This window comes from Pseudarthrobacter sp. As-47, assembly GCF_058215595.1.
On record NZ_CM177088.1, the window covers coordinates 485,633 to 510,077 of the forward strand.

The following is a 24,445-nucleotide window of genomic DNA, read 5'->3' on the forward strand; positions in this document are numbered from 1 at the left end:
AGGAGCCCCGTTTGGTATCTCCCGACCAGGCTCCGCCGGGGTGGGAAGACGGCCTGACGCCGTCCTTCCTGGCAGGCGATGAACATGCCCTGGCGGCCGCTTACCGGGAGTTTGCCCCGCTGGTCCACACCCTGGCGCTGCGTTCCCTGCCGGACCGTTCCGCGGCCGACGACGTGACGCAGGAGGTGTTCATCCGGGTGTGGCGCTCCCGGAGCACGTTCAATCCCCAGGTGGCCCGGCTGCCGGCGTGGATTGTCGGGATCACCCGGAACGTCATCTCGGACACCCTGTCGGCCTCGGCACGGGAAGCCAGGAAAGCCGTGGCAGTGGCCGGCGCCGGTTTGGCCGACGAAGCCGGTACCGGCCATGAGGACGCCGAGCTCCTGGCTGACAGGCTCCTCCTGGACGGGGAGCTGGACCGTCTCGGCGAGCCCCAGGGTTCCATCATGAAGCTTGCCTTCTACGATGACCTGACGCACGAACAGATTTCAAGAAAACTCGGCCTGCCCCTTGGTACGGTCAAAAGCCATATCCGCCGCAGCCTGTCCCACCTGAGAAACAGATTGGAGGTAAACCATGCCGCATCCTGATCCGGAAGAGTTGAGCCTCCTTGCACTGTACCAGGACTGGGAGGACCGCAGCACCAGGGACCACCTGCAGGTTTGCCCCGAATGCGCAGCGGACTTCGCGGCACTGCGCCGCACTGTCGAGGCCGTCAAAACACCGCCCGGAACCGGCCGCCTTGAGGTGCCCGGCCCGCAGGTCTGGGAAGGGATCCACCGGGAGCTTGGTCTCTCGGAGTCCGTGCACGGGGACCCCTTGGCCGGCGTCAGGGAACATTACGCCACTTCGCGGCCCGGATGGGCGCAGGAGGAAGCAGCTGCAGCGGAAGACGCGGATGATGCCCCGGCCTCCGGCCACGGTGTCCGGCAGGCGGAACCCGCCGCGGAACGTGAAAGCCTCGCCGAGCCGGTGTCGCTCCAGGACAGGGCAGCGTCCCGTCCTGCCAAGCGCCGGTCCGCGGCGTGGTGGCAGCGTCCGGGGCCATGGATGGCTGCCGCTGCGGCGGCGGTCCTGGTGACCGCCGGCGCCGTCTGGTCCCTGAACCAGGCGCCCCGGCCGCTGGCGGAAGCGGACCTGGCACCGCTGGCCCAGTTTTCCGCCGCCGGTTCGGCGCGGGTGGTGGAGTCCGCGGACGGGTCCCGGGCGCTGGAAGTCCGGCTCAGCAAGGATGAGGCCCAGGGCTACCAGGAGGTCTGGCTGATCGCGCCCGACCTCTCGCGCCTGGTGAGCCTGGGGGTCATGAACTCCGAATCCGGAACCTTCCAGTTGCCGGCCGGGCTGGAAATCTCGGAGTATCCGATTGTCGACGTCTCCGACGAGCCCGTCGACGGCAACCCCGCCCACTCAAGCGTCAGCATTGCCAGGGGCACGCTCGCCACCTGACCTGCTTCTCCGCCGCACCGTGGCAACCACCTTGGGCCACTGCGTGGTCACGCCTGCGGCTGCCAGTGCCGCCGCAACGTGAAAGTGCAGCATCGGATGCAATGAGTGGGCGGCGCCTCAGTCGGTTTCGCCCGTTCAGCCTCCGGGGAACCTGCCCGAATCATGGCGGCCATCATCAGCAAGGCTCCGCGGGGGCGTACGGAGCTGTTGACTTCCCTCTTGTTAGCGCTCACAATTGAGCGCAGGCCGCGAAGTGGCGGCAAGCTATGGAGGAAGTTTCTTATGGACGCAGTGGACGCTCCGGATTCGTCTGTCATCGGTGTGGATTATGGAACGCTGTCAGGCCGTGCCGTGGTGGTGCGGGTCCGCGACGGCAAGGAGCTCGGCAGCGGTGTGTACGACTACCCGCACGCCGTGGTGACTGATGTCCTGCCGGAAGATGTGGCAGGCAGGGGCGCCGACGGTCAAGCCGTCCGCCTGCCCGGGGAGTGGGCCCTGCAGGTGCCGAACGACTACCGCGACGTCCTGCGCCACGCGGTTCCCGCCGCCCTGGCGGAGGCCGGCATCGACCCGGCCGCCGTCGTCGGAATTGCCACGGACTTCACCGCCTGCACCATGGTGCCTGTCACGTCCGACGGCACCCCTCTGAGCGAGCTGGACCGCTTCCGGAACCGCCCCCACGCGTACGTCAAGCTCTGGCGCCACCACGCGGCGCAACCGCAGGCCGACCGGATCAACCGGCTGGCAGCCGAACGCGGCGAAGACTGGCTGCCGCGGTACGGAGGGCTCATCTCCTCCGAATGGGAGTTTGCCAAGGGCCTGCAGCTGCTTGAGGAAGACCCCGAAACCTACGCCGAGATGGACCACTGGGTTGAGGCTGCCGACTGGATTGTCTGGCAGCTGTGCGGCCGGTACGTCCGCAACGCCTGCACGGCCGGGTACAAAGGCATCTACCAGGACGGCCGCTACCCCTCCCTGGACTTCCTGGCCGCACTGAACCCGCAGTTCCAGGACTTCGTCAGCACCAAGCTCGAGCACACCATCGGCCGGCTGGGTGACGCTGCCGGGTATCTCACTGCCGAGGCGGCCGCCTGGACCGGACTGCCGGAAGGCATCGCCGTAGCCGTGGGAAACGTTGACGCCCATGTCACGGCGCCGGCGGCGAAGGCGGTGGATCCCGGGCAGCTGGTGGCCATCATGGGGACCTCCACCTGCCACGTCATGAACGGCGCCGAGCTGCGCGAAGTGCCGGGCATGTGCGGGGTGGTGGACGGCGGGATCGTGGACGGGCTCTGGGGGTATGAAGCCGGGCAGTCCGGCGTCGGCGACATCTTCGGCTGGTTCACCAAGTACGGCGTGCCCCCCGAATACCACCGCGCCGCCGGGGAAGCCGGCCTGGGCATCCATGAATACCTCACCGAACTGGCATCCCGCCAGGCTATCGGCCAGCACGGGCTCATCGCCCTGGACTGGCACTCGGGCAACCGTTCCGTGCTGGTGGACCATGAGCTGTCCGGGATCGTGGTGGGCCAGACCCTCGCCACCAAGCCCGAGGACACCTACCGGGCACTGCTCGAGGCCACCGCGTTCGGCACCCGCACGATCGTGGACGCTTTCCGCGAGGCTGGCGTCCCGGTCAAGGAATTCATCGTGGCCGGCGGCCTGCTCAAGAACCCGCTCCTGATGCAGATCTACGCGGACGCCACGGGCCTGCAGCTGTCCACCATCGGCTCTGCCCAGGGCCCGGCCCTCGGCTCGGCCATCCACGCTGCCGTCGCCGCCGGAAAGTACGCGGACATCCGGGAGGCCGCTGCCGCCATGGGTTCCGAACCCGGCGAGGTGTACACTCCCATCCCGGAAAACGTGGCCGCCTACGGGGAACTCTTCCAGGAATACAAGACGCTTCACGACTACTTCGGCCGCGGCAGCAACGATGTCATGCACCGGCTCAAGGCCATCCAGCGCAGGGCTGCCGGAGCAGTTCTTCCCGGCACCACGGCAGGGTCCACGGTCCGCGCCACGGCGGAGGTCTCCGCGTGAGCCCCGGGCCAGGAACCGTGGAAACCATCGCCCGCGTCCGGGAGGAAGTGTGCGCCCTGCACGCGGAGCTGACACGCTACGAACTGGTGGTGTGGACCGCCGGCAACGTCTCGGCCAGGGTTCCCGGCCAGGACCTTATGGTCATCAAGCCCTCCGGCGTCTCCTACCAGGACCTGACTCCGGAACAGATGGTGGTCACCGACCTTTATGGTGTCCCGGTAGCGGGAAACAGCGACGGCGCGTGGGGCAACCCGGAGCTGTCGCCGTCGTCGGACACCGCCGCCCATGCCTACGTCTACCGGCACATGCCGGAGGTGAACGGCGTGGTGCACACGCACTCCACCTACGCCACCGCCTGGGCCGCCCGCGGCGAAGCCATCCCGTGCGTTCTCACCATGATGAGTGACGAATTCGGCGGCAGCATCCCCGTGGGTCCGTTCGCGCTGATCGGTGACGACTCGATAGGCGACGGCATCGTGGAGACGCTCAAGAACTCCAATTCGCCGGCCGTGCTGATGCAGAACCACGGGCCGTTCACCATCGGCAAGGACGCAAAGTCCGCGGTAAAGGCAGCCGTGATGTGCGAGGAAGTGGCCCGGACCGTCCATATCTCAAGGCAGCTCGGCGAGCCCGTCCCCATCGACCAGGCGCACATCGACTCGCTCTACGCCCGCTACCAGAACGTCTACGGCCAGTAGGCCGTCACAAACTTTTCCAGGAGAAAACCCATGAGCACCGGAGCAAACACTTCCCTTGACGGCTACGAGGTCTGGTTCCTCACCGGCAGCCAGCACCTTTACGGCGAGGACGTCCTCAAGCAGGTGGCCGCCCAGTCCCAGGAGATCGCCAACCAGCTCAACGCTTCAACGGACGTCCCGGTCAGGATCGTCTGGAAGCCGGTCCTGACCGATTCGGACACCATCCGCCGCACCGCGCTGGAGGCCAACTCGGACGATTCCGTCATCGGCGTCACCGCCTGGATGCACACCTTCTCCCCGGCCAAAATGTGGATCTCCGGGCTGGACCTGCTCCGCAAGCCACTGCTGCACCTGCACACGCAGGCGAACGTGGAGCTGCCCTGGGCGGACATCGACTTCGACTTCATGAACCTGAACCAGGCCGCCCACGGCGACCGCGAGTTCGGCTACATCCAGTCCCGCCTGGGCATCGCCCGCAAGACCGTGGTGGGGCACGTCTCCAACCCTGATGTGGCCCGCCAGGTGGGTTCCTGGCAGCGCGCCGCCGCGGGCTGGGCCGCCATCCGGACCCTGAAGCTGACCCGCTTCGGGGACAACATGCGCAACGTCGCCGTCACCGAAGGCGACAAGACCGAGGCGGAGCTGCGCTTCGGCGTCGCGGTTAATACCTGGTCCGTCAACGAGCTCGCCGACGCCGTGCACGGCGCGGCGGAGTCCGACGTCGACACGCTTGTTGCCGAGTACCAGGAGCTTTACGACGTGGTTCCGGAGCTCCGCGCAGGCGCCGCCAGGCACGGGTCCCTCCGCTACGGCGCCCGGATCGAACTGGGGCTGCGCAGCTTCCTGGAAGCCAACGGCTCCGCCGCGTTCACCACCTCCTTCGAGGACCTGGGCGCGCTCCGCCAACTCCCCGGCCTGGCTGTCCAGCGCCTGATGGCGGCGGGTTACGGCTTTGGCGCGGAGGGCGACTGGAAGACCGCCATCCTGGTCCGCGCCGCGAAGGTGATGGGTGCCGGACTCCCCGGCGGCGCATCCCTGATGGAGGACTACACCTACCACCTGGAACCGGGCGCCGAGAAGATCCTCGGCGCGCACATGCTGGAGGTCTGCCCCACGCTGACGGCCGCGAAGCCCCGGCTGGAGATCCACCCGCTCGGCATCGGCGGCAAGGAGGACCCCGTACGCCTGGTGTTCGACGCCGATGCCTCCGCGGGCGTCGTCGTGGCCCTTTCGGACATGCGGGACCGCTTCCGCCTGGTGGCGAACGCCGTCGACGTGGTCCCCCTGGAGCAGCCGCTGCCCAACCTTCCCGTCGCCCGCGCGCTCTGGGAGCCCAAGCCCGACTTCGCCACCTCCGCCGCCGCCTGGCTCACCGCGGGGGCCGCGCACCACACCGTCCTGTCCACGCAGGTGGGCATGGACGTGTTCGAGGACTTCGCGGAAATCGCCAAAACCGAACTGCTGACCATCGACGAGGGCACCACCATCCGGCAGTTCAAGAAGGACCTGAACTGGAACGCCGCCTACTACAAGCTGGCGGGCGGGATCTAGGCAAAAACTCCAGGGATGGGGTGTTGGCCGACGTGCGGGCTCAGCGTCCGAAGTGTGCGCGGGGCGGCCCTTCGGGCAGCTTGTCGAGGATGTCCTCGGCCACCCTGCGCACCTTGATGTTGCGGTGACTTGAGGCCTTGGCGAGGATGGAAAACGCCTCGTGGTAGGAGCACCTGTTCTGGGCCATGATCACTCCGCAGGCGACGTTGATGGAGGTCCGGCTGTCCAGGGCTGAGCGCAGGTCCGTGGCGGTGGTCCTGGCTGAATGCAGGTTGACGGCCACTTCCAGGCTCTTTGCCGCGAGCCCGGCGAAGCCGCGGGCCTCCGCGATGACCTGCAGCGGGAAGGCCTTGGCATCCTGGGCGAAAAATGCAAGGGCGGCAGGCGTGTCAGCCGGGCCGGACCCGTCGCCGTCGGAATCAGCAGCGACCCGAAGCCTGATTCCCATGGCGCTGCCGAAGCCTGACAGCTGGAGCTGCGTGGAATACCGCGGCCAGCGGAAATCCCCGTTGCGCTGGAGCACGGCTACCGGATGATGGCCGGCCAGCACCTCGTGCAGGGGGCCCTCCTCGGCCTGCTGCTCCCACTCCAGGAGCCCCACAACGTCCTCCGAGGTACCGGTGACAGCGGAGCTCCTCTTCGGCTGGTGCACCACCACGCCGCATTCGATCTGCAGGCCTGTGGCCCGGACAATGGTCCGGACGGCTGCGGCGGCAAGGACATCAAGGGATTCGCGCAGGCTGTGCGTCCCGCTCACCAGGTCGAGGAGGAGGCCGTCCTGGATTCCGCTGTCCGGATGCCCGGCCTCGCCCCCCAAAGCGGGTGCTGCCGGTCCGGGCGTGGGCGGACCATGGTCCGCGCCCTTCCGCACACGTAGAGGGCCGGCGACGGCTGGGGGAGAGGCCTTGGTCTCAAAGGCCTCCTCGTCGCCGGCCCCGTTTAGTACCCGTGCCCTGCGGGCCGGGAAAGCCGAACTTATGTTTTGTGCGTGCATTGCAGTCTCACACCCCCTCGTGAGACAAGTACTACGAGTCAGACGACGTCTTGTCTCTGAGAAGAACTTAGTTCGGCGATTCATCCCGGTGAATGCGTAAGGAGTACCCGACTTTCAGATTAGGTACTACTTGGATTTCCGGCCGGCATCCCTCTGCCCCTGTTGCCGCAGGTGGGGTGCGGACAGCGCCGCGCGGTTCCAGGGCCTGCCTCCACCGCGAGTTTGCGTCCGGATGCTTGACTCCTGCCGCGGCAGCCCCAAGAATGTTTCTATAACGTTGTAAAAATGAGAAACGAGGATGTTTTCGTGACCGCTGCAGAACCAGCCACCGCCAGGATCACCATTGACCCCGCCTTTACCGTGGGGCCGGTCCGGCGCCGCACTTTCGGTGCCTTCGTGGAGCACCTTGGCCGCTGCGTGTACACCGGAATCTTCGAGCCGGAGCACCCCAAGGCGGATGAGGACGGCTTCCGCACCGACGTGCTGGAACTGACCCGCGAACTCGGAGTGTCCACAGTCCGCTATCCCGGAGGTAATTTCGTCTCCGGCTACCGCTGGGAGGACGGTGTTGGCCCCGCCGACAAACGTCCGGCCCGGCTGGACCTCGCCTGGCACTCCACAGACCCCAACCTGGTGGGTGTGGACGAATTCGCCAAGTGGTCAGCCAAGGCCGGCGTCGAACCCATGATGGCCGTGAACCTTGGCACCCGAGGCACGCAGGAAGCGCTTGACCTGCTGGAGTACTGCAACATCGACGGCGGCACGGCCCTTTCGGACCAGCGCAGGGCCAACGGTGCGGAGAACGGGTACGGCATCAAGATGTGGTGCCTGGGCAACGAAATGGACGGCCCGTGGCAGATCGGCCACAAGAACGCCCTCGAATACGGGCGGCTGGCAGCCGACACCGCCCGCGGCATGAGGATGATCGAACCCGGCCTGGAACTCGTGGCGTGCGGCAGCTCAGGCCCCACCATGGACACCTTCGGTGAGTGGGAACGTGTTGTCCTTTCGGAAACCTACGACCTTGTGGACCTGATCTCGGCCCACCAGTACTTCGAGGACTTTGGCGACCTGCAGGAGCACCTTTCCGCGGGGTACCGGATGGAAGCCTTCATCCATGACATCGTGAGCCACATTGACCACGTGAAGTCGGTGAAGAAGTCCACCCGGCAGGTCAACATCTCCTTTGATGAGTGGAACGTGTGGCACATGAGCCGCGACGAGTCCCGCGCACCCACGGGGAAGGACTGGCCGGTTGCCCCGGTCCTGCTCGAGGACACCTACACCGTAGCGGACGCCGTCGTCGTCGGTGACCTGCTGATCACCCTGCTCAAGAACACGGACCGCGTCCACTCAGCCAGCCTCGCCCAGCTGGTGAACGTCATCGCGCCCATCATGACCGAGCCCGGCGGCCGCGCCTGGAAGCAGACCACCTTCCACCCGTTCGCGCTCACGTCCCGCCACGCTTCCGGGACGGTGCTTCAGCTCGCCGTCGAATCCCCGCTGGCCAGCGGCGGCAAGACTGCAGGCTTCGCCGCCGTGTCCGCCGTCGCAACGTACGACGCTGAAACGGGCGAAGCCGTGGTCTTCGCCGTCAACCGCTCTGCCACGGATGCGCTCAGCCTCGACGCCGTGGTGTCCGGCCTGGGCAACGTGCGGGTCCTCGAGGCCGTCACGTACGCCAACAAGGATCCGTACTGGCAGGCAACCGCCGATGACTCCACGTCCGTCCTGCCCGCGGAAAACGTCACGGTAAAGGCCGGCGGCGGCAGGCTCACCGCGGACCTGCCGGCCGTGTCCTGGTCCATGATCCGGCTGGCCGTCAACCAGTAGCCCCTGTCCGCGGGGAGGGGAGGGCATGACGACGGCGGCCCTCCTCTGGGAGGATGGCGGCATGGAACTCCACATCACGGGTGATCCCGCCGCAGACAAGTTGTTGAGCGAGGACGCCTTCGCGCTGCTGACAGGCATGCTGCTGGACCAGCAGGTGACCATGGAATCGGCCTTCGCCGGTCCGGAGAAAATCAGGGCCAGGATCGGATCCGTGGAGCCCGGAGCCATCGCCTCCCAGGACCCGGACGCCTTTGTGGAGATGTTCAAGGAACGGCCGGCCGTCCACCGCTTCCCCGGCTCGATGGCGGCCAGGGTTCAGGCGCTCGCGGAAACCGTGCAGAACGAGTGGGACGGCGATGCCACCGCCATCTGGACCAGGGGCAACCCGGACGGTGCCGAGGTGCTGCGCCGGCTGAAGGCCCTGCCCGGCTTCGGCGAGCAGAAAGCCAAAATCTTCCTGGCCCTGCTCGGCAAGCAGTGCGGACTGCAGGCGCCGGGGTGGCGTGAAGCCGCCGGCCATTACGGCGAGGAGGGCTCCTATCTCTCCGTGGCCGACATCGTGGACCCGGAATCCCTCGCCAAGGTGCGGGCCAGCAAGCAGGCAGCCAAGGCGGCCGCGAAAGCGGCGAAGGCCTGACCCGCGCTTCCTGGGTCAGTTCCGCCGCGGCCGTGCGTGACCGGCGGTTGCGGCAAGGCCGCCAACGTCTGCAACGATGTATGGCAGGAACTGGCGGAACCACATAAAGGAGCCACGATGGCGGTCACCATGAATGACGTTGCGAGGGCGGCGGGGGTGTCGCTTAAGACTGTCTCCAACGTGCTCAATGACTACGAGTTCATCCGCCCTGCCACCAAAAAACGGGTCCAGGATGCCATCGCGGAACTGGGCTACGAGGCCAACCTGACCGCCAGGAGCCTTCGCTCGGGGAAAACCAGGATGCTGGGCCTGGTGCTGTCCGACCTCTCAGCGCCGTACTACGCCGAGCTTGCCTCCAGGCTGATGAAGGCTGCCTCCCGCCGTGGCTATCGCGTCCTGGTGGAACAGTCGGACGCGGTTGGCGGGGTGGAATTGAACGCCTTGCAGGGCCCGTTCCGGCAGCTCACCGACGGCCTCCTCTTCACCCCGCTGGTCATTGACGCGGACGCCATCGCCGACCGCCTGGGCAGGAAGCCCCTGGTCCTGCTGGGTGAACACATCCTGGACCCCCGATTAGACCTGGTCACCATGAAAAACGGCGAGGCCGCCGCCGCCCTGACCGCCCACCTGTTGGCGGGAGGCCGCCGCCGGATTGCCGTGATCGGGGCGCATCCGGAGGAGTCCGTGGGCAGTGCCGGCCTGCGGCTCAACGGTTACCGCAAGGCCCTCGAGGAAGCAGGTGTCCCTTTCAACCCGGAACTGGTCGCCCCCTGCGAGTGGCGCCGGGACAACGGCGCCGCCGCCGTAGCCGGGCTGATGGACAGGAGTGTGGAGTTCGACGCCGTGTTCGGCCTTAACGACGTCCTGGCGCTGGGTGCCATGCACGAGCTGCTGATCCGCGGGGTCCGGGTGCCCCAGGATGTGGCGGTGGCGGGGTTCGACGACATCGACGAGGCCCGGTTCGCATCGCCTTCGCTGACCACAGTCTCCCCGGGCATGGAAGAAATCGCGGAGCGCTCCATCGGCCTGCTGATCGACCGGATCGAGGGGCGCGAGGCGGCGGAGCAGGCAGCGCACATCGAAGCCGGGTTCCAGCTGAAGGTCCGCGAGTCCGCACCCTAGGTTTCGCCCGCCCGGCCCTGGGGTACTTTTCCGGCAGAACAACGAGGAAAAGGCGGCCATATGATTGCCCTTCTTGTCATTGACATGCAGAACGCATTTTTCGAGGCGCCCGAACTTGCGGCCAGGCAGGAGCAGTTGGTGGCGTCCTGCAACCGGCTGATGGAGGGGTTCGAAGCGAGCGGGCACAAGGTCCTGCTGGTGGGGACGGAACACGAACGGGACAAATCCACCTGGTCCCTGAACATGCTGGACGATGACCAAGGCTTTATTTTCCGCGGCAGCCAGCAGGCCCAGGCCGTGCCTGGACTGGGCACCGACGGCCTGCCGCAGCTGACCAAAACGCGGGACAGTGCTTTTGTGGGAACCAACCTGCTGGCCAGGTTGCGCAACTGGGGCGCTGAGGAGATCGTGCTCGCCGGCGTATCTACGCACAACTGCATCGCCCAGACCGGCGCGGATGCGTTCGCGCACAACATCCGCGTCACGTACGCCAAGGATGCAATGGCCTCCGAGGACAGCCAGGACGCCGCGGACATGCTGCGCATCCTCTCCACGAGCTACCGCCAGCCCGTCCAGTCCAGTGACGAGATCCTGGCCCGGCTCAGCCGCTGACACTGCCGCGTTGAACCGCCCGGACCGGCGCCCGGTGATTGGAGAGCCGGCCATAACAAACCTGAAACGTGGCGGAAATGTCCGCAACCTACTGTGGATCCCACGCCGCCGCAAGCGGCCAGCTGAAGGGACCCAACATGCATCTGATGCCGCGTGAGCAGGAAAAACTCTTGATCGTGGTGGCCGCCGACCTCGCACGGCGCCGCCAGGCCCGCGGCCTCAAGCTCAACTACCCCGAGGCTGTGGCCATCATCAGCTACGAACTGATCGAGGGTGCCCGCGACGGCCGCAGCGTTGCCGACCTCATGAGCTACGGCACCACCCTGCTGACGCGCGGGGACGTCATGGAAGGGGTGCCCGAGATGATCCACGACGTGCAGATCGAGGCGACCTTCCCCGACGGCACCAAGCTCGTCACCGTCCACGATCCCATCCGCTGAGAGGGCAGGCCATGATTCCAGGAGAGTACGTCCTCCGGTCCGAGCCGGTGACGGCCAACGCCGGGCGGAGGGCGATCGAGGTCGCCGTGACCAACACCGGCGACCGGCCCGTCCAGGTGGGTTCCCACTTCCACTTCTCGGAAGCCAACGCCGCGTTGGCCTTCGACCGGGATGCCGCCTACGGCCGGCGCCTGGACATTCCTGCCGGAACGGCTGCACGGTTTGAGCCGGGGGACGCCCGGAGCGTGCGGCTGATCGAACTGGGCGGGCGCCGCGAGGTGTTTGGGCTCAGCAACGCTGTCAACGGAAAGCTCGACGGCGGCACCCGCCCGGAAGGGGACGTCCAGTGAGTTTCGAGATCCCCCGCCGGCAATACGCGGACCTGTACGGCCCGACCACGGGTGACAAAATCCGCCTGGCGGACACCGACCTGTTCCTGGAGATCGAGAAGGACCTCACCGTCTACGGCGAGGAAGTTGTCTTCGGCGGCGGCAAAGTGATCCGCGACGGCATGGGCCAGAACGGCCAGGTGACCCGGGACGGCGACGGTTCCGGCGATCTTGGTTCCGGCGGCGGTGTGCCGGACACCGTCATTACCAACGCCGTGATCCTGGACTACACGGGCATCTACAAAGCGGACATCGCCATCAGGGACGGACACATCTTCAGGATCGGCAAGGCCGGCAACCCGCAGATCACCGACGGTGTGGACATCGTGATCGGAGCGAGCACCGAAATCATTGCCGGCGAGCGCAAGATCCTCACGGCCGGGGGAGTGGACACCCATATCCATTTCATCTCCCCGGACCAGATCCCCACGGCGCTGACCAGCGGCATCACCACCATGATCGGTGGCGGCACAGGCCCGGCGGAAGGCACCAAAGCCACCACCGTGACGCCCGGAAAATGGCACATCCAGCGCATGCTGCAGGCCGCCGAGGGGTTCCCCATGAACATCGGGCTCTTCGGCAAGGGCCACGCCTCCGCCGTCGAACCCCTCGCCGAGCAGATCCGCGCCGGGGCCATCGGGCTGAAGGTGCATGAGGACTGGGGCTCCACCACCTCCTCCATCGACACCTCCCTCACCGTGGCCGACGAATACGACGTGCAGGTGGCCATCCACACGGACACCCTCAACGAGTGCGGTTTCGTGGAGGACACCATCCGCGCCATCAACGGCCGCGTCATCCACACGTTCCACACCGAGGGCGCCGGCGGCGGGCACGCGCCGGACATCATCAAAATCGCCGGCATGCCCAACGTCCTGCCGGCGTCCACCAACCCCACGCTTCCCTACACGCGCAACACCATCGAGGAGCACCTGGACATGCTCATGGTGTGCCACCACCTCAATCCGGACATCCCCGAGGACGTTGCGTTCGCCGATTCCCGGATCCGCGCCGAGACCATCGCCGCCGAGGACGTCCTGCAGGACCTGGGGATCTTCTCCATCACCTCCTCCGACTCCCAGGCGATGGGCCGGGTGGGCGAGGTAATCACCCGCACGTGGCAGGTGGCGGACAAGATGAAGAAGCAGCGCGGGGTGCTGGCAGATCCCGCGGATACGGCAGATGACGACGGCGGGGCGCACGGCAGTGCGGGCAGCGACAACTTCCGCCTCAAGCGCTACGTGGCCAAATACACCATTAATCCGGCCATCGCGCAGGGCATTGCGGACTCCGTCGGTTCCGTGGAGGTGGGCAAGTTCGCCGACCTGGTCCTGTGGGATCCTGCCTTCTTCGGCGTGAAACCGGAACTGGTGCTCAAAGGCGGGCAGATCGCGTACGCGCTGATGGGGGACGCCAACGCCTCCATCCCCACTCCGCAGCCGCGCACCATGCGGCCCATGTTCGCCGCGTTCGGGAAGGCCGTGCAGCAGTCCTCCATCACCTTCCTGTCGAAGGCCGCGATCGACGCCGGGGTCCCCGCCGAGCTGGGGCTGGAAAAGGTGATCCGGCCCGTTTCCGGCATCCGTTCCCTCACCAAGGCGGACCTGAAGTACAACGACGCCACCCCGGACATCCAGGTGGACCCCGAAACGTACCAGGTGACCGTGGACGGCGAAGACGTCACGTGCGAACCATCCGACGTGCTGCCCATGGCCCAGCGCTACTTCCTCTTCTGAATTCTTCCAAGCCCCCGGAGAACCCCGTGATCATCGAAAAAGTCCTCGGCAACCTGCACGAACTCCCCGACCCGGACACCTATGCCACCCTGCACCAGGAGAAAGTGGTGCTTCCGAGCGCCCAGCTGGTCAAGCGGATCCAACGCGCCACCACGGACCACGGCAAGGAAATCGGCATCCGGCTCCCTTCTGGCTCCGGCGACCTGCGCGACGGCGACATCCTGCACGTCGAGGACGCCAACATGATCGTGGTGTCCGTGCTGCCCACCGACGTCCTGGTGATCGCACCGCGGACCATCCACGAGATGGGCGTCGTGGCACACTCCCTCGGCAACCGGCACCTCCAGGCCCAGTTCTTCGACGGTGCTTCGGAGTACGGGGCCGAGGTCATGGTGTGCGCCTACGACCACACCGTCGAGGACTACCTCCGAAGCGTCGGTGCGCCGTATACCCGCCAGGAACGCGTCATGCCTGTTCCTTTCCGCCATGCTGAACATTCGCACTAGTACCAGCGCCACTGCCAGTGTCGGCAGCTACCAGCTGGCGCTGCAGCAGCTTGTCGACTCCGCGCTTCCTACGGGGGCGTTTGCGCACTCTCTTGGTTTTGAGACTTATGTCGACGCCGGTGTGGTCCGTGATGAGGCTTCTTTTGGAGTGTGGTTGTCCGCGTTCATCTCCCAGTCGCTTTCCTATTCGGACGGGCTGGCCATCCGGTTCCTGTATGAGGGGTGGGATGCTGGGGAACTGGATGAGCTGTTGTCGGCTTCGCTGCTGCCTCGGCAGGTCCGGGAGGCCAGCGTCAAGATGGGCCTGCGGCTGCTCGAGATCGGGGCGGAGGTCTTCCCGTCGCCGGACCTGGATCTGTACCGGGACCTGGTGGCCACGGGCCGGGCCGCGGGGCACCAGCCGCTGGCGTTCGCCGTCGTCGCGCGCTCCCTGGGGGTGCCGCTGCCGGAAGCCCTCACCGCCTACCTTTTCGCCGCCGTCACCTCGTTGACGCAGAACGCCGTCCGGGCCATCCCGCTGGGCCAGAACGCCGGCCAGCGGCTGCTTCGCCAGGCGGCCGACGGCGTTGCTGCCGCCGTCGAACGGATACCGCACCTGACGCCGGACGACTTCGGGGCCGTCACCCCCGGGCTGGAAATTTCACAAATGCGGCACGAACGCCAACGTGCCCGGATGTTCATGAGCTAGCAGGAGGAACCATGGCTGAACCCATCAAAATCGGCATCGGCGGACCCGTCGGGGCGGGCAAGACGCAGCTCGTGGAGCGCCTCACCCGGCACATGAGCGGGGAAGTCTCCATGGCCGCCATCACCAACGACATCTACACCATCGAGGACGCCAAGATCCTGGCCGCCAACGGCATCCTCCCCGTGGACCGGATCATTGGCGTCGAAACCGGCGGCTGCCCGCACACCGCCATCCGCGAAGACACCTCCATGAACACCGCCGCCATCGAGGAACTCAAGACCCGGCACCCCGACCTGCAGGTCATCTTCGTCGAATCCGGCGGCGACAACCTCTCGGCCACTTTCAGCCCGGAACTCGTCGACTTCTCCATTTACATCATCGACGTGGCCCAGGGCGAGAAGATTCCCCGCAAAGCCGGCCAGGGCATGATCAAGTCCGACCTCTTCATCATCAATAAAACCGACCTCGCCCCCCACGTTGGGGCGGACCTCGCCGTCATGGAACGGGATTCCAAAGAGTTCCGCGGGGCCAAGCCGTTCTGCTTCACCAACCTCAAAACCGACGAAGGGCTCGACGCCGTCATCGAATGGGTGAGGCGCGACGTCCTGATGCTTGACCTGGCGCAATGAGCACGACGGCGGCCCCTGCACCTGAGGCGGTCATCCCATCTGGGCCTGCGTCACCGATGGGCCGTCTCGAGCTTCGAGTCGCTGTGCGTGGTCAGCGATCCGTGGCAGCGCATCAGTACCACCAGGGAGCGCTGCGAGTACTGCGGCCGCATTACCTGGATGACTCCGGGCAGGTTTGTTATGTGGTGGTAAATCCCGGCGGGGCGTACCTGGGGGCGGATCTGTTCGTGCTGGACATCGAAGTGCAGGACGGGGCTGACCTGCTCCTTACCACCCAGTCCGCCACGAAGGTCTACCGGACGCCCGGGTCCTACGCCGAGCAGCGGATGGCTGTCCGGCTGGGGGAGGGGGCACGGCTGGAGCTCATGCCGGACCAGCTCATCGCCTACCGGGAGGCCAGCTACCGGCAGCACACGCACATCACGGTTCGGCCGTCGTCGTCCCTGGTCATGGCTGAGGTGGTGACGCCGGGATGGTCGCCGGACGGCGCCGCCTTCCGTTACGAGGAGGTCCGGCTGCGCACCAGCATCCGGGTGGAAGGCCCGGACGGAATCCGGCTCCTGGCCCTGGACAACCTCCTGGTCCGCCCGCCGGCCGGGGATGTCACGGGCCTGGGGTTCATGGAGGGCTTCAGCCATGTGGGCTCGCTGCTGGTGGTTGATCCCCGGGTGGACCAGGCGCTCGCCGATGACCTGCACGCCCTGGCCCAGGACCACGATCCCCGCACCGGCATTTCCCTCACCCGCACGGCCTCGGGAACCACCGGGCTGGTACTGCGCGCCCTGTCCAACAGCACGGGGGAACTGAACAACCTGCTTGCTGCCTGCACGTCCCTCCTCCGGAAACGGCGGCACGGGCAGGAACCGCTGAACCTGAGGAAGCACTGATGACCGCCATCACGAACATCACCACGCTGTACCGGGACAGGGAGGCCCTGCCGCTGCGGACCCGCCTGCTGTTCACTTTCGGTGCGGTGGCCGCACTGCACGCGGCCGCCGTCATGCTCCTGCTGGCCGGCAACGCCGCCGGATCCGGTGCGAAGCCGCTCATCTGGGGGCTCGTCCTCACGGCCTACCTGGCGGGCGTCAAGCACAGCTACGACTGGGACCACCTCGCCGCGATCGACAACTCCACACGCAAGTTCGTGGCACAGCGCCAGGACCCGGTGAGCGTGGGCTTCGCCTTCAGCCTCGGGCACAGTTCGGTGGTGACGCTGGCGGGGATCCTGGTGGTTGCCGGCGCCGGCATGGCAGGCCAGTTCATGCAGGACGGAACCACGGGCAACCTGGTGCTCGGGCTGATCGGCAGCGGCGTCTCCGGGCTGTTCCTGCTGGCCATGGGCCTGTTCAACGGTTCGGCCTTCGCGCGTTCGGCGCGGGCCTACCGCCGGGCCCGGACCGGGGCGACGGTTGACCCAGGCGATCTTGAGCCCCGGGGACTGGTGGCCCTGCTGCTGGCCCGGCCGCTGTCCAGGGTGCGGCGGCCGCGGAATATCTACGTGATCGGGTTCCTGTTCGGACTGGGGTTCGATACTGCCACCACCATCGGGCTGCTGATGATGACGACGGCGGCCTCGCTGGCGGGGGTGCCGCCGTTCGCGCTCCTGGCGCTGCCGCTGGCGTTCACGGCCGCGATGACCCTTTGCGATTCGCTGAACGGGGTGGCCATGATGCGGATGTACCGTTCTGCCCTGGACGACCCCCAGCGGCGGCTGGGCTTCAACGCCGTGGTCACCGGCATCTCAGCGGTGTCCGCCCTGTTTATCGCGGTGATCACGCTGGGCGGTTTCGCCAACGCCGCCTTCGCACTGGAGGATCCCCTGACGGTGTGGCTGGAATCCATCGACCTGGGCGACGCCGGCCTGCTGCTGGTGGCGCTGCTGCTGGCCGTGTGGGGAGCGGCGGCAGTTAAGGGACGCCTGGCGGGCAGCCCCAGGCACTGAGCGGCCGCTGCCCAAAACAGGGCGGAGCGGCTCAGGCGGCCACCCTGCCGCCGCCCTGCCGGTGCTGCCTGCCTTTCCCCTGGGCCCGGCGCGCCACCCGCGAACCTGCGGGGACCTGCCCGCCGTCCGGAACCGCGGAGTCTGCGTGGACCTGGACCCCGTGCTCGATCAGGACCCCGGAGCCGATCCGCGAGTGGCTGCCGATGTTCACCCGGTTCCCGATCACCGTTCCGCGGCCGATGCGTACGCCGTCGCCAATAACGGCGCGCTCGCCGATTACGGCGTCGCGGTCAATCCAGCTGCCGTGGCCGATCCGGCACCCGGGACCCACCTTGGCACCCTGCTCCACATACGTCATGCGGCCGACGCGGGTATTTTCGGGGACCGAGGCTCCTGGGGCAACGAGTCCGCCGCCGTTGGCATGCCGGACGTACCGGGTGACCTTTCCGGCGTCGTCCTCCACTGAAACAAACTTCGCGTTCATTCAATCCCTCGTTAACGGCGCGGCACTCCAGCCGCACATTCAGTTAACGGTTCACAACTCAAAGGGATTCCCGAACGGCGCCGGGCGCCCCCTTCGCTACGGCGAGGCCTCCCCGTGCCCTGCGCTTTCCTCTTCGCCAGGGCCGGGGTCCTCCTCTGTCAGCAGCAGGGCAGTCCCCTGGTAGGCAGGCAGTTCGAGGAAGAAGCTGTGCAGGTCATCAACCTGGCCAACCGCTGCCCCGCTGAACAGGTCGTGCACGGCGGACCCGGGGACCAGGTGGCTGGACTGGATGCTGCCGGCAATGTCCTGGTCGGAGAAATTCAGCACCGTCACCTCCAGCGCTCCGCTGCCCAGCTGGATGACCATCACCAGCAGGCCGCGGTGTGAAACGCCGGGCACATCCAGCAGCGACCCCGTGGCGATGCCGTGTTCTTCGCGGACAGCCAGGATCTGCTGGAGCCGCCTGGCGTAGGAGCCGGGATTCTGCAGCTGGTCGGGGAGCGGGCCGTAGAGGCTGCGGGCCCGCGGCATGCCGGAGGAGGAGTGTTCCGCATCCGGGCTGGTGCCCATGATGTCGTGCGCCCCGCGGTTGATCCAGCGGGTGTCACCCTGGGCCGTGAGTTCCTCCACGCTCTTGCGGTCCAGCGCGGTGATGCCGGCAAGGTCCCAGCCGGACAGGGCAAAGACGCCGGGCTGCAGGGCGTTGTACATGGACAGGAGGATGTGCACATCCAGGATCTGCGCCTCCTGCTCCGGGGTGATGGCGTCAGGATCCTGGACCCCCAGGGCGGCCATGATGAAGCTGACCGTTGTGCAGGCGATCCCGTTGGTGGTGAACACCGCGTTGTAGGGGGCGTTCTCCCCGGTCAGGCGCTCCCGCATGGTCTGCTGGACCTGCTCCGCGAGCTGCGCCCCCGTGAGCTCCTTGCCGGCGAGCTCGAACATCTCGTCCCGGTGTCCGGCAGCGAAGTGCATCAGCTCGTAGGTCAGTTCGTCATGGTTTTGCAGCGCGTGGACCAGCGACGCCTGGTCTACACCGATCTCCATGGACAGGCGGAGCGTCAGGCGCAGCAGCTCGGTATCGGCGGTGACCAGCGCGTAGTGGTACGCCGGCCGCGTGATGAAGTCGTAGGAAAGGTCCGGGCCTGCTTCCGAGGTGGCCTTGATGTCGTCGATGGTCAGGTTCAGTTCCTGGAAGGAGAACCCGCCCACCTTGCGGATCATGGACCCGATGAGCTGGTTGGCGGCCTCGGACAGCGGGTGCCCCTCGGACCAGCCCGGCTGCTCTTCGGCGCTTTTCTCCACGCCCAGGAACCCGTTCGCATCGAGCCTGAGCGCACCGGTGCCAAGGTCAACCAGGGAATGCAGCGCGTCACCGACCACCAGGCGCATCCCGGCGAACGTTGGGTCCAGCCAGTTGATGGAGGGCTGGCCGGCCTTGAAGTAGTGGAGGTAGACCCAGCGGCGGGTCTTCCCTGTGGTGTCAACGATCGCCCGGGTGGCGCTCCAGTTCGTTTCCTTGACGCCGGGCTCGTAGAAGATGACCCGCTGCAGCCGGCCGATGATGTAGCCTGCCTTCTGCAGCGCCTGTTCCGAGTCGGGACTCAGGTTCACCGAGTCCTGCCCCTCCGGCACGTCCGGCAGCAGGTGCCAGTCCTCCTCCGGGATGTCCACCATGTGGTAAATCCCCGGGTAGTCCCGGAAGTTCATTTCGGCGAGGCGGAAGTCGGCGCCCTTGCCGGTGTGCCCGGGAACAATGTCATCGATGATCGTGCCGCCGTGGTCCGTGGCCACCTGGCACATGGAGCGGAACTCGTCCTCCGTGCCAAACACCGGGTCGATCGCCATGCTGATCCGGTCGAAGTGCCCGTCAACGCTGGGCGTCTGGGACCAGCCGCTGATGCCGCCCGCCAGCTTGACCGGGCCCGTGTGGATGGCCCGGATCCCGATTTCGCTGAAGGCTTCCCACATGGCCGGATCGCCCAGGGCGGAGAGGAAGGACTGGCTGGACCTGGTGATGAAGGACAGGGGGTACGCGGTGAACCACACCGGTGCGCGCTCCACGGCGGCCCGGGGGTTGGGATGCGCGTAGGAGTTCTGCCACATGCTGGCCTGCCCGGACAGCTGCCGGGCCAGTGCGTTCGCATCTCCCAGCATCGCCTGGTTCCGCAGCCATTCGACGTAGGCCGCGTTCCGCCCATCGAATTCGAAGGACGGCCTGGTGGCGTAGTACTGGCGGCGGCGCGCGGTCGGCCTCAGCGCTTTGGGCCGGGCAGGATAGAGATGTTCGTCGAAATTGACGTCCGGTTCCACCAAGGGCTCAGCTGCCGCCGAACCTGCTTCCTGGTCATCACCTGCAACGGTCTCCGGTTCAAAGACACCGTCGCTGGCCATAGGTTCCCGCATGAGTCCTCTTTCTACAAGTTGTTTCCGCGGTCCCAAGGCGTGCTGCCTGGCCGCCCTGTCCATAATCCCTGTACCCGGGGGTGCCGGGACTATTCGGGGCGAACTACGAAACTACCAAGAAACGGCTAGGCCACGAGGTTTGCGGCCGCCGTGTCCATGTGGGCCCTGATGGTTTTCCGCGCCTTCGAGGCATCGCCGGTCTCAATGGCGGCCACGATGTCGTGGTGCCGGTCCACGCTCATGTTCTTGACGCCTTTTTCGAGTCCGGCAAACATGATGGACATCCTGATGGACCCTTCCAGGGATTCCCAGGTGTGCAGGAGGGTTTCGTTGCCCGTGAGCCGGCACAGGGTGCGGTGGAACTCCAGGTCCGATTCGACCCGCTGCTGCAGGCTCTCCTTTTCCGCGGCCTTCATCGTGTCAATGGCTGCGCGGAGGGAGGTGATGGCGTGCTGGCGGTCCGGCAGTTCGCAGAGCGTCCGGGCGGCCAGGGACTCAAGGGCGGCGCGGACGGCGTAGATATCGCGGATTTCCTTCTCGTCCAGGTGGCGGACGGAGAGCCTGCCGCGGGGACCGGCGGACAGCAGGCCCTCCTGTTCCAGTTGGCGGAGCGCCTCACGGAGTGTTCCCCGGCTGATCCGGAGCATCTCCGAAAGTTCGGTTTCCACCAGGTGGCGGCCGGGTTCCAGCTCTCCGCTGGTGATCGCTGTGCGCAGTGCCGAGAGGGCCTGCTCGCGCAGGCTCTTCTTTTCCAGTCCCAGCAGCGGTGCTGTCGCTCCGGCCATGGCGTCCATCCTCAATGTTGGAAGTCGACTGTCTACAGTCGGTAATAGTTTCGATAGTACGGCAGAAAGCACGGCACCGGCCGGGACCGGTGCCGTGCTTTCCGTGGTTCCTGCTCCGTGGTTCGCACCAGCTAGCCGAGTTCGGCCAGGACCTTCGCCACGATGCGGTCCACGGCCAGGCCGTAGCGGTCGTGCAGCGTCGGCAGGGCGCCGGCGTCGAGGAACTGGTCCGGGAGGGCCACGGGTACCACGCGCTTGCCCACGCCGGCCGTGACGACGGCGGAGGCGACCGTTTCGAACAGGCCGCCCACCACGGAGTGGTTTTCCAGGGTGACGGCAAGCCGGTCGGTGTTGATCTCGGCAAGGACGGTGGCGGCGTCGAACGGCTTGATGGTGGGGGTGTGGACGACGGCAACGTCCACGTTGTGTGCCGCGAGCGCCTTCGCTGCCTGCAGCGCGCGCATGGTCATCAGCCCGGAGGAGATGAAGACGACGTCGTTGCCGCCGCGCAGCACCTTGGCCTTGCCGAGTTCGAAGGTGTAGCCGTATTCGTCCAGGACGGTGGGGACGTTGCCCCGGAGCAGGCGCAGGTAGGTGGGCCCGTCGCTGGCGGCGAGCTGCGGAACGGCCTGTTCAATGTCGATCGAGTCGCACGGGTCCACGATGGTGAGGTTGGGCATGCCGCGGAAGATCGCCATGTCCTCGGTGGCCTGGTGGCTGGGGCCGTATCCGGTGGTCAGGCCGGGGAGGCCACCCACGATGTTGACGTTCAGGTTCGGCTCGGCAGCGTCGAGGCAGAGGAAGTCGTAGGCGCGGCGGGCGGCGAACACGGAGTAGGTGGACGCGAACGGTACCAGGCCGGTTTCGGCCAGCCCGGCCGCGGCGCCGAACAGCAGCTGCTCGGCCATGCCCATCTGGAAGAAGCGCTCCGGGAAGGCCTTGGCGAAGATGTGCATGTCCGTGTACTTGCCCAGGTCCGCAGTCAGGCCGACGATCCTGTCGTTCTCCTGCGCAGCCTTCACCAGTGCGTGCCCGAACGGGGCAGACGCGGTCTTCTGTCCGGGGTCGGCGAAGGAGGCGATCATCGCCGAGGTCTTTAGTTTCGGCTTGGCCGGTGTTGCAGCGGCTGCTGCGGTGACTGTAGGTGCCGCAGCGGCGGCCGAGGTGGTGGTGCTCATGCTGAAGCCTTTCCTTCGTATCCGGCGGTGAGCTGCTCGCGGCAGACCTGCCATTCGTGTTCGTCGATGCGCATGAAGTGCGCCTTTTCGCGCTCCTCCAGCAGCGGCACTCCGCGGCCCACCTTGGTATCGCACAGGATTACCGAAGGACGTCCGACGGCGGCCGCCTGGGCGGCTGCGTTGTCGAACGCTGCCAGCAGCGCGCCGACGTCGTTTCCGTCCACCCGCTGCGTGTACCAGCCGAAGGATTCCCATTTCTCGGTCACCGGCTCGGTGCGGAGCACCGTGTCCGTCTTGCCGTCGGCCTGCAGGGCGTTGATGTCCACCATCGCGGTGAGGTTGCCCAGCTGGTGGTGGTGCGCACCCATGGCGGCCTCCCAGGTGGAGCCCTCGTCCAGTTCGCCGTCGGACAGGAAGTTGAAGACGCGGGCGCTGGAGCCCTGGTGGCGCAGGCCCAGGGCCATGCCCACGGCAATGGTGAGCCCGTGCCCCAGCGACCCTCCGGAGATTTCCATGCCCGGCGTGTAGGTGGACATGCCGGACATCGGCAGCCGGGAATCGTCCGATCCGTAGGTTTCCAGCTCCTGCACGGGGAGGATGCCGGCCTCGGCGAGGGCCGCGTAGTGGCCGATCGCGTAGTGGCCGGTGGAGAGCAGGAACCTGTCCCGTGCTTCCCAGTGCGGGTCCTCCGCCCGGAAGCGGAGCTGGTCGCCGTAGACCGTGGCGAGCATGTCCGCAGCCCCGAGGGCCTGGCCAACATAGCCCTGCCCCTGGACCTCGCCCATGTTCAGGGCGTGGTGCCGGATGCGGTAGGCCGCAGCGCTGACGTGCGCCAACCGGTCCTGGACGATTCCTGCGGGCATTGCTGACTCCGTGTTCGATTCGTGGGTGATGGTCATGAGACGGTCACTGACTGCGGGGTGCTTTTAGCGGCTTCGTCTGCCAGCTGGCGCTCGCGCTTGCCCCACGTTTCCCGGGTGACGAGGGCGGCCCAGAGACCGATGGCTGCGTAGAAGCTGAAGAGGAGCGCGGGGCCCATCCAGCCAAGGGCTACGAACAGCAGGGTGGTGACGAAGGGGGTGAAGCCGGAGACCATGGCGGAGATCTGGTACGCCAGGGAGGCGCCGGAGGAGCGGGTCTTGGCCTGGAACAGTTCCGGGAACCACGGGCCCTGGGCGCCGGCCAGCGAGTTCTGGCAGACCGCGTAGGAGATCACGATGGTGGCGATGACGAAGATGAACATTCCCGTGTTGACCAGCAGGAACATGGGGATGCCAAACAGGGCGGCGAAGGCGCAGGACCAGATGTACAGGGGACGGCGGCCAATACGGTCCGTGAGCCGGGCCCATGCCATCGTGGCGAAAATGCCGACCGCCGAGGCGATGCAGAGGGCCACCAGGGTTTCGGTCTTGTCCGCCAGCTGCTGGGTGTGCAGGTAGGAAATCATGTACGTGACGGAGACGGCGTAGCCGGCGGTCTCGGCGATGCGCAGGCCGATACCCCGGACAATGCTGCGCCAGTCGGTCCTGATGACCTCGACGATGGGGGACTTGACGATCGAGCCGCTCTCCTTGACCTCGTCGAAGACGGGGGACTCCGGAACCTTGGAACGGATGATCAGGCCGACGGCGACGAGCACGATGCTCGCGAGGAACGGGACGCGCCAGGCCAGTTCGCCGCCGAGGTTCACGCTGACCAGGAAGACGAGGTTGGCCAGCAGGAGGCCCACAGGGAAGCCTGCCTGCACGATGCCGGTGTACCTGCCCTTGGACTTCCACGGCGCATGCTCGTAGCTCATGAGGATGGCGCCGCCCCACTCTGCGCCGAAGGCCAGGCCCTGGACGATGCGGACAAACACCAGCAGGGCCGGCGCCAGGAGGCCCACCTGCTCGTAGGTGGGGAGCAGGCCGATGAGGAACGTGGCCACGCCCATGAGGATCAGGGAAGCAACCAGGACGGGCTTCCTGCCCACCTTGTCACCCAGGTGTCCGCCGATGATGCCGCCGATGGGGCGGGCTGCGAAGCCGACGCCCAGGGTGGCGAACGCCGCAAGCGTTCCGGTCACGGGGTCGCCCGTGGGGAAGAAGGCGGTACCGAAGTACAGGGCCGCAGCGGTGCCGAACCCGATGAAGTCGTAGGTCTCAATCACGGCGCCGACTCCGGAGCCGACGGCTACCCGCTTTGCATCCTTGGTGCCATGCACATGGCCGCGCATTTTTAGAGCTTCGTTGCTCATGGTGTTTCCCTTTCGAAAAGCGGCTCAACTGGATCTGCCGCTGTCGACTGTTAACAAATGATACGCCAAGTGTGACCCGGATCATGATCACTG

The 24,445-nt window shown here is 66.7% G+C and carries 24 protein-coding genes; 17 read left to right on the forward strand and 7 right to left on the reverse strand.

From position 1 onward, the window contains the following. Positions 1–11 precede the first annotated feature (11 nt). From AC4BCK_RS02285 to araA, 5 genes are all read left to right on the forward strand, one after another. Complete coding sequence (locus tag AC4BCK_RS02285) at positions 12–590, forward strand: RNA polymerase sigma factor (RefSeq protein ID WP_374724838.1); 579 nt, start codon at positions 12–14, stop codon at positions 588–590. Next, positions 577–1,446: an anti-sigma factor gene (locus AC4BCK_RS02290; protein WP_251420908.1), complete on the forward strand. Its 870-nt coding sequence runs from the start codon at positions 577–579 to the stop codon at positions 1,444–1,446. The genes AC4BCK_RS02285 and AC4BCK_RS02290 overlap by 14 nt, the downstream gene beginning before the upstream one ends. A gap of 282 nt (positions 1,447–1,728) precedes the next feature. After that, complete coding sequence (araB, locus tag AC4BCK_RS02295) at positions 1,729–3,486, forward strand: ribulokinase (RefSeq protein WP_490566532.1); 1,758 nt, start codon at positions 1,729–1,731, stop codon at positions 3,484–3,486. After that, on the forward strand, positions 3,483–4,184 hold the full coding sequence (locus AC4BCK_RS02300; protein ID WP_490566533.1) for an L-ribulose-5-phosphate 4-epimerase: 702 nt from the start codon (positions 3,483–3,485) through the stop codon (positions 4,182–4,184). The genes araB and AC4BCK_RS02300 overlap by 4 nt, the downstream gene beginning before the upstream one ends. A gap of 30 nt (positions 4,185–4,214) precedes the next feature. After that, positions 4,215–5,735, forward strand: coding sequence for an L-arabinose isomerase (araA, locus tag AC4BCK_RS02305; protein ID WP_490566534.1), 1,521 nt, complete (start codon positions 4,215–4,217; stop codon positions 5,733–5,735). A gap of 40 nt (positions 5,736–5,775) precedes the next feature. On the opposite strand, the gene AC4BCK_RS02310 is transcribed toward araA, so the two are convergent. After that, positions 5,776–6,729 carry an ANTAR domain-containing protein gene (locus AC4BCK_RS02310; protein ID WP_174178369.1) on the reverse strand — a complete coding sequence of 318 codons (954 nt, stop codon included), beginning with the start codon at positions 6,727–6,729 and terminating at the stop codon, positions 5,776–5,778. Positions 6,730–7,014: 285 nt separating this feature from the next. Here AC4BCK_RS02310 and arfA point away from each other — a divergent pair, with 285 nt between their 5' ends. The 12 genes from arfA to AC4BCK_RS02370 all read left to right on the forward strand — a co-directional run bounded on the left by arfA (position 7,015) and on the right by AC4BCK_RS02370 (position 17,263). Further along, complete coding sequence (gene arfA / locus AC4BCK_RS02315) at positions 7,015–8,562, forward strand: arabinosylfuranosidase ArfA (RefSeq protein ID WP_377084787.1); 1,548 nt, start codon at positions 7,015–7,017, stop codon at positions 8,560–8,562. A gap of 61 nt (positions 8,563–8,623) precedes the next feature. After that, the gene (locus AC4BCK_RS02320) at positions 8,624–9,199 is read left to right on the forward strand and encodes an HhH-GPD-type base excision DNA repair protein (protein WP_188729230.1); all 576 of its coding nucleotides are present in this window, start codon (positions 8,624–8,626) and stop codon (positions 9,197–9,199) included. Positions 9,200–9,316: 117 nt separating this feature from the next. Next, positions 9,317–10,321, forward strand: a complete 1,005-nt coding sequence (locus tag AC4BCK_RS02325) for a LacI family DNA-binding transcriptional regulator (protein WP_174178373.1) — start codon at positions 9,317–9,319, stop codon at positions 10,319–10,321. A 60-nt stretch (positions 10,322–10,381) separates the two neighbouring features. Beyond that, complete coding sequence (locus AC4BCK_RS02330; RefSeq protein ID WP_188728983.1) at positions 10,382–10,933, forward strand: cysteine hydrolase family protein; 552 nt, start codon at positions 10,382–10,384, stop codon at positions 10,931–10,933. A 137-nt stretch (positions 10,934–11,070) separates the two neighbouring features. After that, positions 11,071–11,373 (forward strand): urease subunit gamma, encoded by a 303-nt coding sequence (locus tag AC4BCK_RS02335; RefSeq protein ID WP_104185865.1) that lies wholly within the window; start codon positions 11,071–11,073, stop codon positions 11,371–11,373. Positions 11,374–11,384: 11 nt separating this feature from the next. Beyond that, complete coding sequence (locus tag AC4BCK_RS02340; protein ID WP_363939620.1) at positions 11,385–11,723, forward strand: urease subunit beta; 339 nt, start codon at positions 11,385–11,387, stop codon at positions 11,721–11,723. Then, the gene (gene ureC / locus AC4BCK_RS02345; RefSeq protein WP_377084785.1) at positions 11,720–13,498 is read left to right on the forward strand and encodes an urease subunit alpha; all 1,779 of its coding nucleotides are present in this window, start codon (positions 11,720–11,722) and stop codon (positions 13,496–13,498) included. Before AC4BCK_RS02340 ends, ureC begins: the two co-directional genes overlap by 4 nt. Positions 13,499–13,524: 26 nt before the next feature. Then, the gene (ureE, locus tag AC4BCK_RS02350; RefSeq protein WP_174178389.1) at positions 13,525–14,004 is read left to right on the forward strand and encodes an urease accessory protein UreE; all 480 of its coding nucleotides are present in this window, start codon (positions 13,525–13,527) and stop codon (positions 14,002–14,004) included. Beyond that, positions 13,985–14,692: an urease accessory protein UreF gene (locus AC4BCK_RS02355; protein ID WP_363939623.1), complete on the forward strand. Its 708-nt coding sequence runs from the start codon at positions 13,985–13,987 to the stop codon at positions 14,690–14,692. The genes ureE and AC4BCK_RS02355 overlap by 20 nt, the downstream gene beginning before the upstream one ends. An 11-nt stretch (positions 14,693–14,703) precedes the next feature. Continuing rightward, positions 14,704–15,321, forward strand: a complete 618-nt coding sequence (gene ureG / locus AC4BCK_RS02360) for an urease accessory protein UreG (protein ID WP_174178393.1) — start codon at positions 14,704–14,706, stop codon at positions 15,319–15,321. Beyond that, entirely contained in the window at positions 15,318–16,208 is an 891-nt protein-coding gene (locus AC4BCK_RS02365; protein ID WP_490566535.1) for an urease accessory protein UreD, read from the forward strand. The genes ureG and AC4BCK_RS02365 overlap by 4 nt, the downstream gene beginning before the upstream one ends. After that, on the forward strand, positions 16,208–17,263 hold the full coding sequence (locus AC4BCK_RS02370) for a HoxN/HupN/NixA family nickel/cobalt transporter (protein WP_490566536.1): 1,056 nt from the start codon (positions 16,208–16,210) through the stop codon (positions 17,261–17,263). Before AC4BCK_RS02365 ends, AC4BCK_RS02370 begins: the two co-directional genes overlap by 1 nt. A 31-nt stretch (positions 17,264–17,294) precedes the next feature. Here AC4BCK_RS02370 and AC4BCK_RS02375 read toward each other — a convergent pair whose 3' ends face one another. From AC4BCK_RS02375 to AC4BCK_RS02400, 6 genes are all read right to left on the reverse strand, one after another. Further along, complete coding sequence (locus AC4BCK_RS02375; RefSeq protein WP_490566537.1) at positions 17,295–17,747, reverse strand: transferase; 453 nt, start codon at positions 17,745–17,747, stop codon at positions 17,295–17,297. Between the two features lie 96 nt (positions 17,748–17,843). After that, on the reverse strand, positions 17,844–20,153 hold the full coding sequence (treS, locus tag AC4BCK_RS02380) for a maltose alpha-D-glucosyltransferase (protein WP_490566538.1): 2,310 nt from the start codon (positions 20,151–20,153) through the stop codon (positions 17,844–17,846). 125 nt (positions 20,154–20,278) lie between these two features. Beyond that, a complete protein-coding gene (locus AC4BCK_RS02385; RefSeq protein ID WP_490566539.1) occupies positions 20,279–20,938 on the reverse strand; it encodes a GntR family transcriptional regulator in 660 nt (219 codons plus the stop codon). Positions 20,939–21,069: 131 nt separating this feature from the next. Then, on the reverse strand, positions 21,070–22,116 hold the full coding sequence (locus tag AC4BCK_RS02390; protein ID WP_217432513.1) for a transketolase family protein: 1,047 nt from the start codon (positions 22,114–22,116) through the stop codon (positions 21,070–21,072). Continuing rightward, the gene (locus tag AC4BCK_RS02395) at positions 22,113–23,015 is read right to left on the reverse strand and encodes a transketolase (RefSeq protein WP_174178404.1); all 903 of its coding nucleotides are present in this window, start codon (positions 23,013–23,015) and stop codon (positions 22,113–22,115) included. Before AC4BCK_RS02395 ends, AC4BCK_RS02390 begins: the two co-directional genes overlap by 4 nt. Next, positions 23,012–24,352, reverse strand: a complete 1,341-nt coding sequence (locus tag AC4BCK_RS02400; RefSeq protein ID WP_174178405.1) for an MFS transporter — start codon at positions 24,350–24,352, stop codon at positions 23,012–23,014. The genes AC4BCK_RS02395 and AC4BCK_RS02400 overlap by 4 nt, the downstream gene beginning before the upstream one ends. Between the last annotated feature and the right edge of the window lie 93 nt (positions 24,353–24,445).

What these genes read in the sequence shown, in the direction of transcription:
- AC4BCK_RS02290 (WP_251420908.1), top strand. Translation starts at nt 577, where the DNA reads ATGCCGCATCCTGATCCGGAAGAGTTGAGCCTCCTTGCACTGTACCAG.
- araB (WP_490566532.1), top strand. Translation starts at nt 1,729, where the DNA reads ATGGACGCAGTGGACGCTCCGGATTCGTCTGTCATCGGTGTGGATTAT.
- araA (WP_490566534.1), top strand. Translation starts at nt 4,215, where the DNA reads ATGAGCACCGGAGCAAACACTTCCCTTGACGGCTACGAGGTCTGGTTC.
- AC4BCK_RS02310 (WP_174178369.1), bottom strand. Translation starts at nt 6,729, where the DNA reads ATGCACGCACAAAACATAAGTTCGGCTTTCCCGGCCCGCAGGGCACGG.
- arfA (WP_377084787.1), top strand. Translation starts at nt 7,015, where the DNA reads ATGAGAAACGAGGATGTTTTCGTGACCGCTGCAGAACCAGCCACCGCC.
- AC4BCK_RS02320 (WP_188729230.1), top strand. Translation starts at nt 8,624, where the DNA reads ATGGAACTCCACATCACGGGTGATCCCGCCGCAGACAAGTTGTTGAGC.
- AC4BCK_RS02325 (WP_174178373.1), top strand. Translation starts at nt 9,317, where the DNA reads ATGGCGGTCACCATGAATGACGTTGCGAGGGCGGCGGGGGTGTCGCTT.
- AC4BCK_RS02330 (WP_188728983.1), top strand. Translation starts at nt 10,382, where the DNA reads ATGATTGCCCTTCTTGTCATTGACATGCAGAACGCATTTTTCGAGGCG.
- AC4BCK_RS02335 (WP_104185865.1), top strand. Translation starts at nt 11,071, where the DNA reads ATGCATCTGATGCCGCGTGAGCAGGAAAAACTCTTGATCGTGGTGGCC.
- AC4BCK_RS02340 (WP_363939620.1), top strand. Translation starts at nt 11,385, where the DNA reads ATGATTCCAGGAGAGTACGTCCTCCGGTCCGAGCCGGTGACGGCCAAC.
- AC4BCK_RS02355 (WP_363939623.1), top strand. Translation starts at nt 13,985, where the DNA reads ATGCTGAACATTCGCACTAGTACCAGCGCCACTGCCAGTGTCGGCAGC.
- ureG (WP_174178393.1), top strand. Translation starts at nt 14,704, where the DNA reads ATGGCTGAACCCATCAAAATCGGCATCGGCGGACCCGTCGGGGCGGGC.
- AC4BCK_RS02365 (WP_490566535.1), top strand. Translation starts at nt 15,318, where the DNA reads ATGAGCACGACGGCGGCCCCTGCACCTGAGGCGGTCATCCCATCTGGG.
- AC4BCK_RS02370 (WP_490566536.1), top strand. Translation starts at nt 16,208, where the DNA reads ATGACCGCCATCACGAACATCACCACGCTGTACCGGGACAGGGAGGCC.
- AC4BCK_RS02375 (WP_490566537.1), bottom strand. Translation starts at nt 17,747, where the DNA reads ATGAACGCGAAGTTTGTTTCAGTGGAGGACGACGCCGGAAAGGTCACC.
- treS (WP_490566538.1), bottom strand. Translation starts at nt 20,153, where the DNA reads ATGCGGGAACCTATGGCCAGCGACGGTGTCTTTGAACCGGAGACCGTT.
- AC4BCK_RS02385 (WP_490566539.1), bottom strand. Translation starts at nt 20,938, where the DNA reads ATGGCCGGAGCGACAGCACCGCTGCTGGGACTGGAAAAGAAGAGCCTG.
- AC4BCK_RS02390 (WP_217432513.1), bottom strand. Translation starts at nt 22,116, where the DNA reads ATGAGCACCACCACCTCGGCCGCCGCTGCGGCACCTACAGTCACCGCA.
- AC4BCK_RS02395 (WP_174178404.1), bottom strand. Translation starts at nt 23,015, where the DNA reads ATGACCATCACCCACGAATCGAACACGGAGTCAGCAATGCCCGCAGGA.
- AC4BCK_RS02400 (WP_174178405.1), bottom strand. Translation starts at nt 24,352, where the DNA reads ATGAGCAACGAAGCTCTAAAAATGCGCGGCCATGTGCATGGCACCAAG.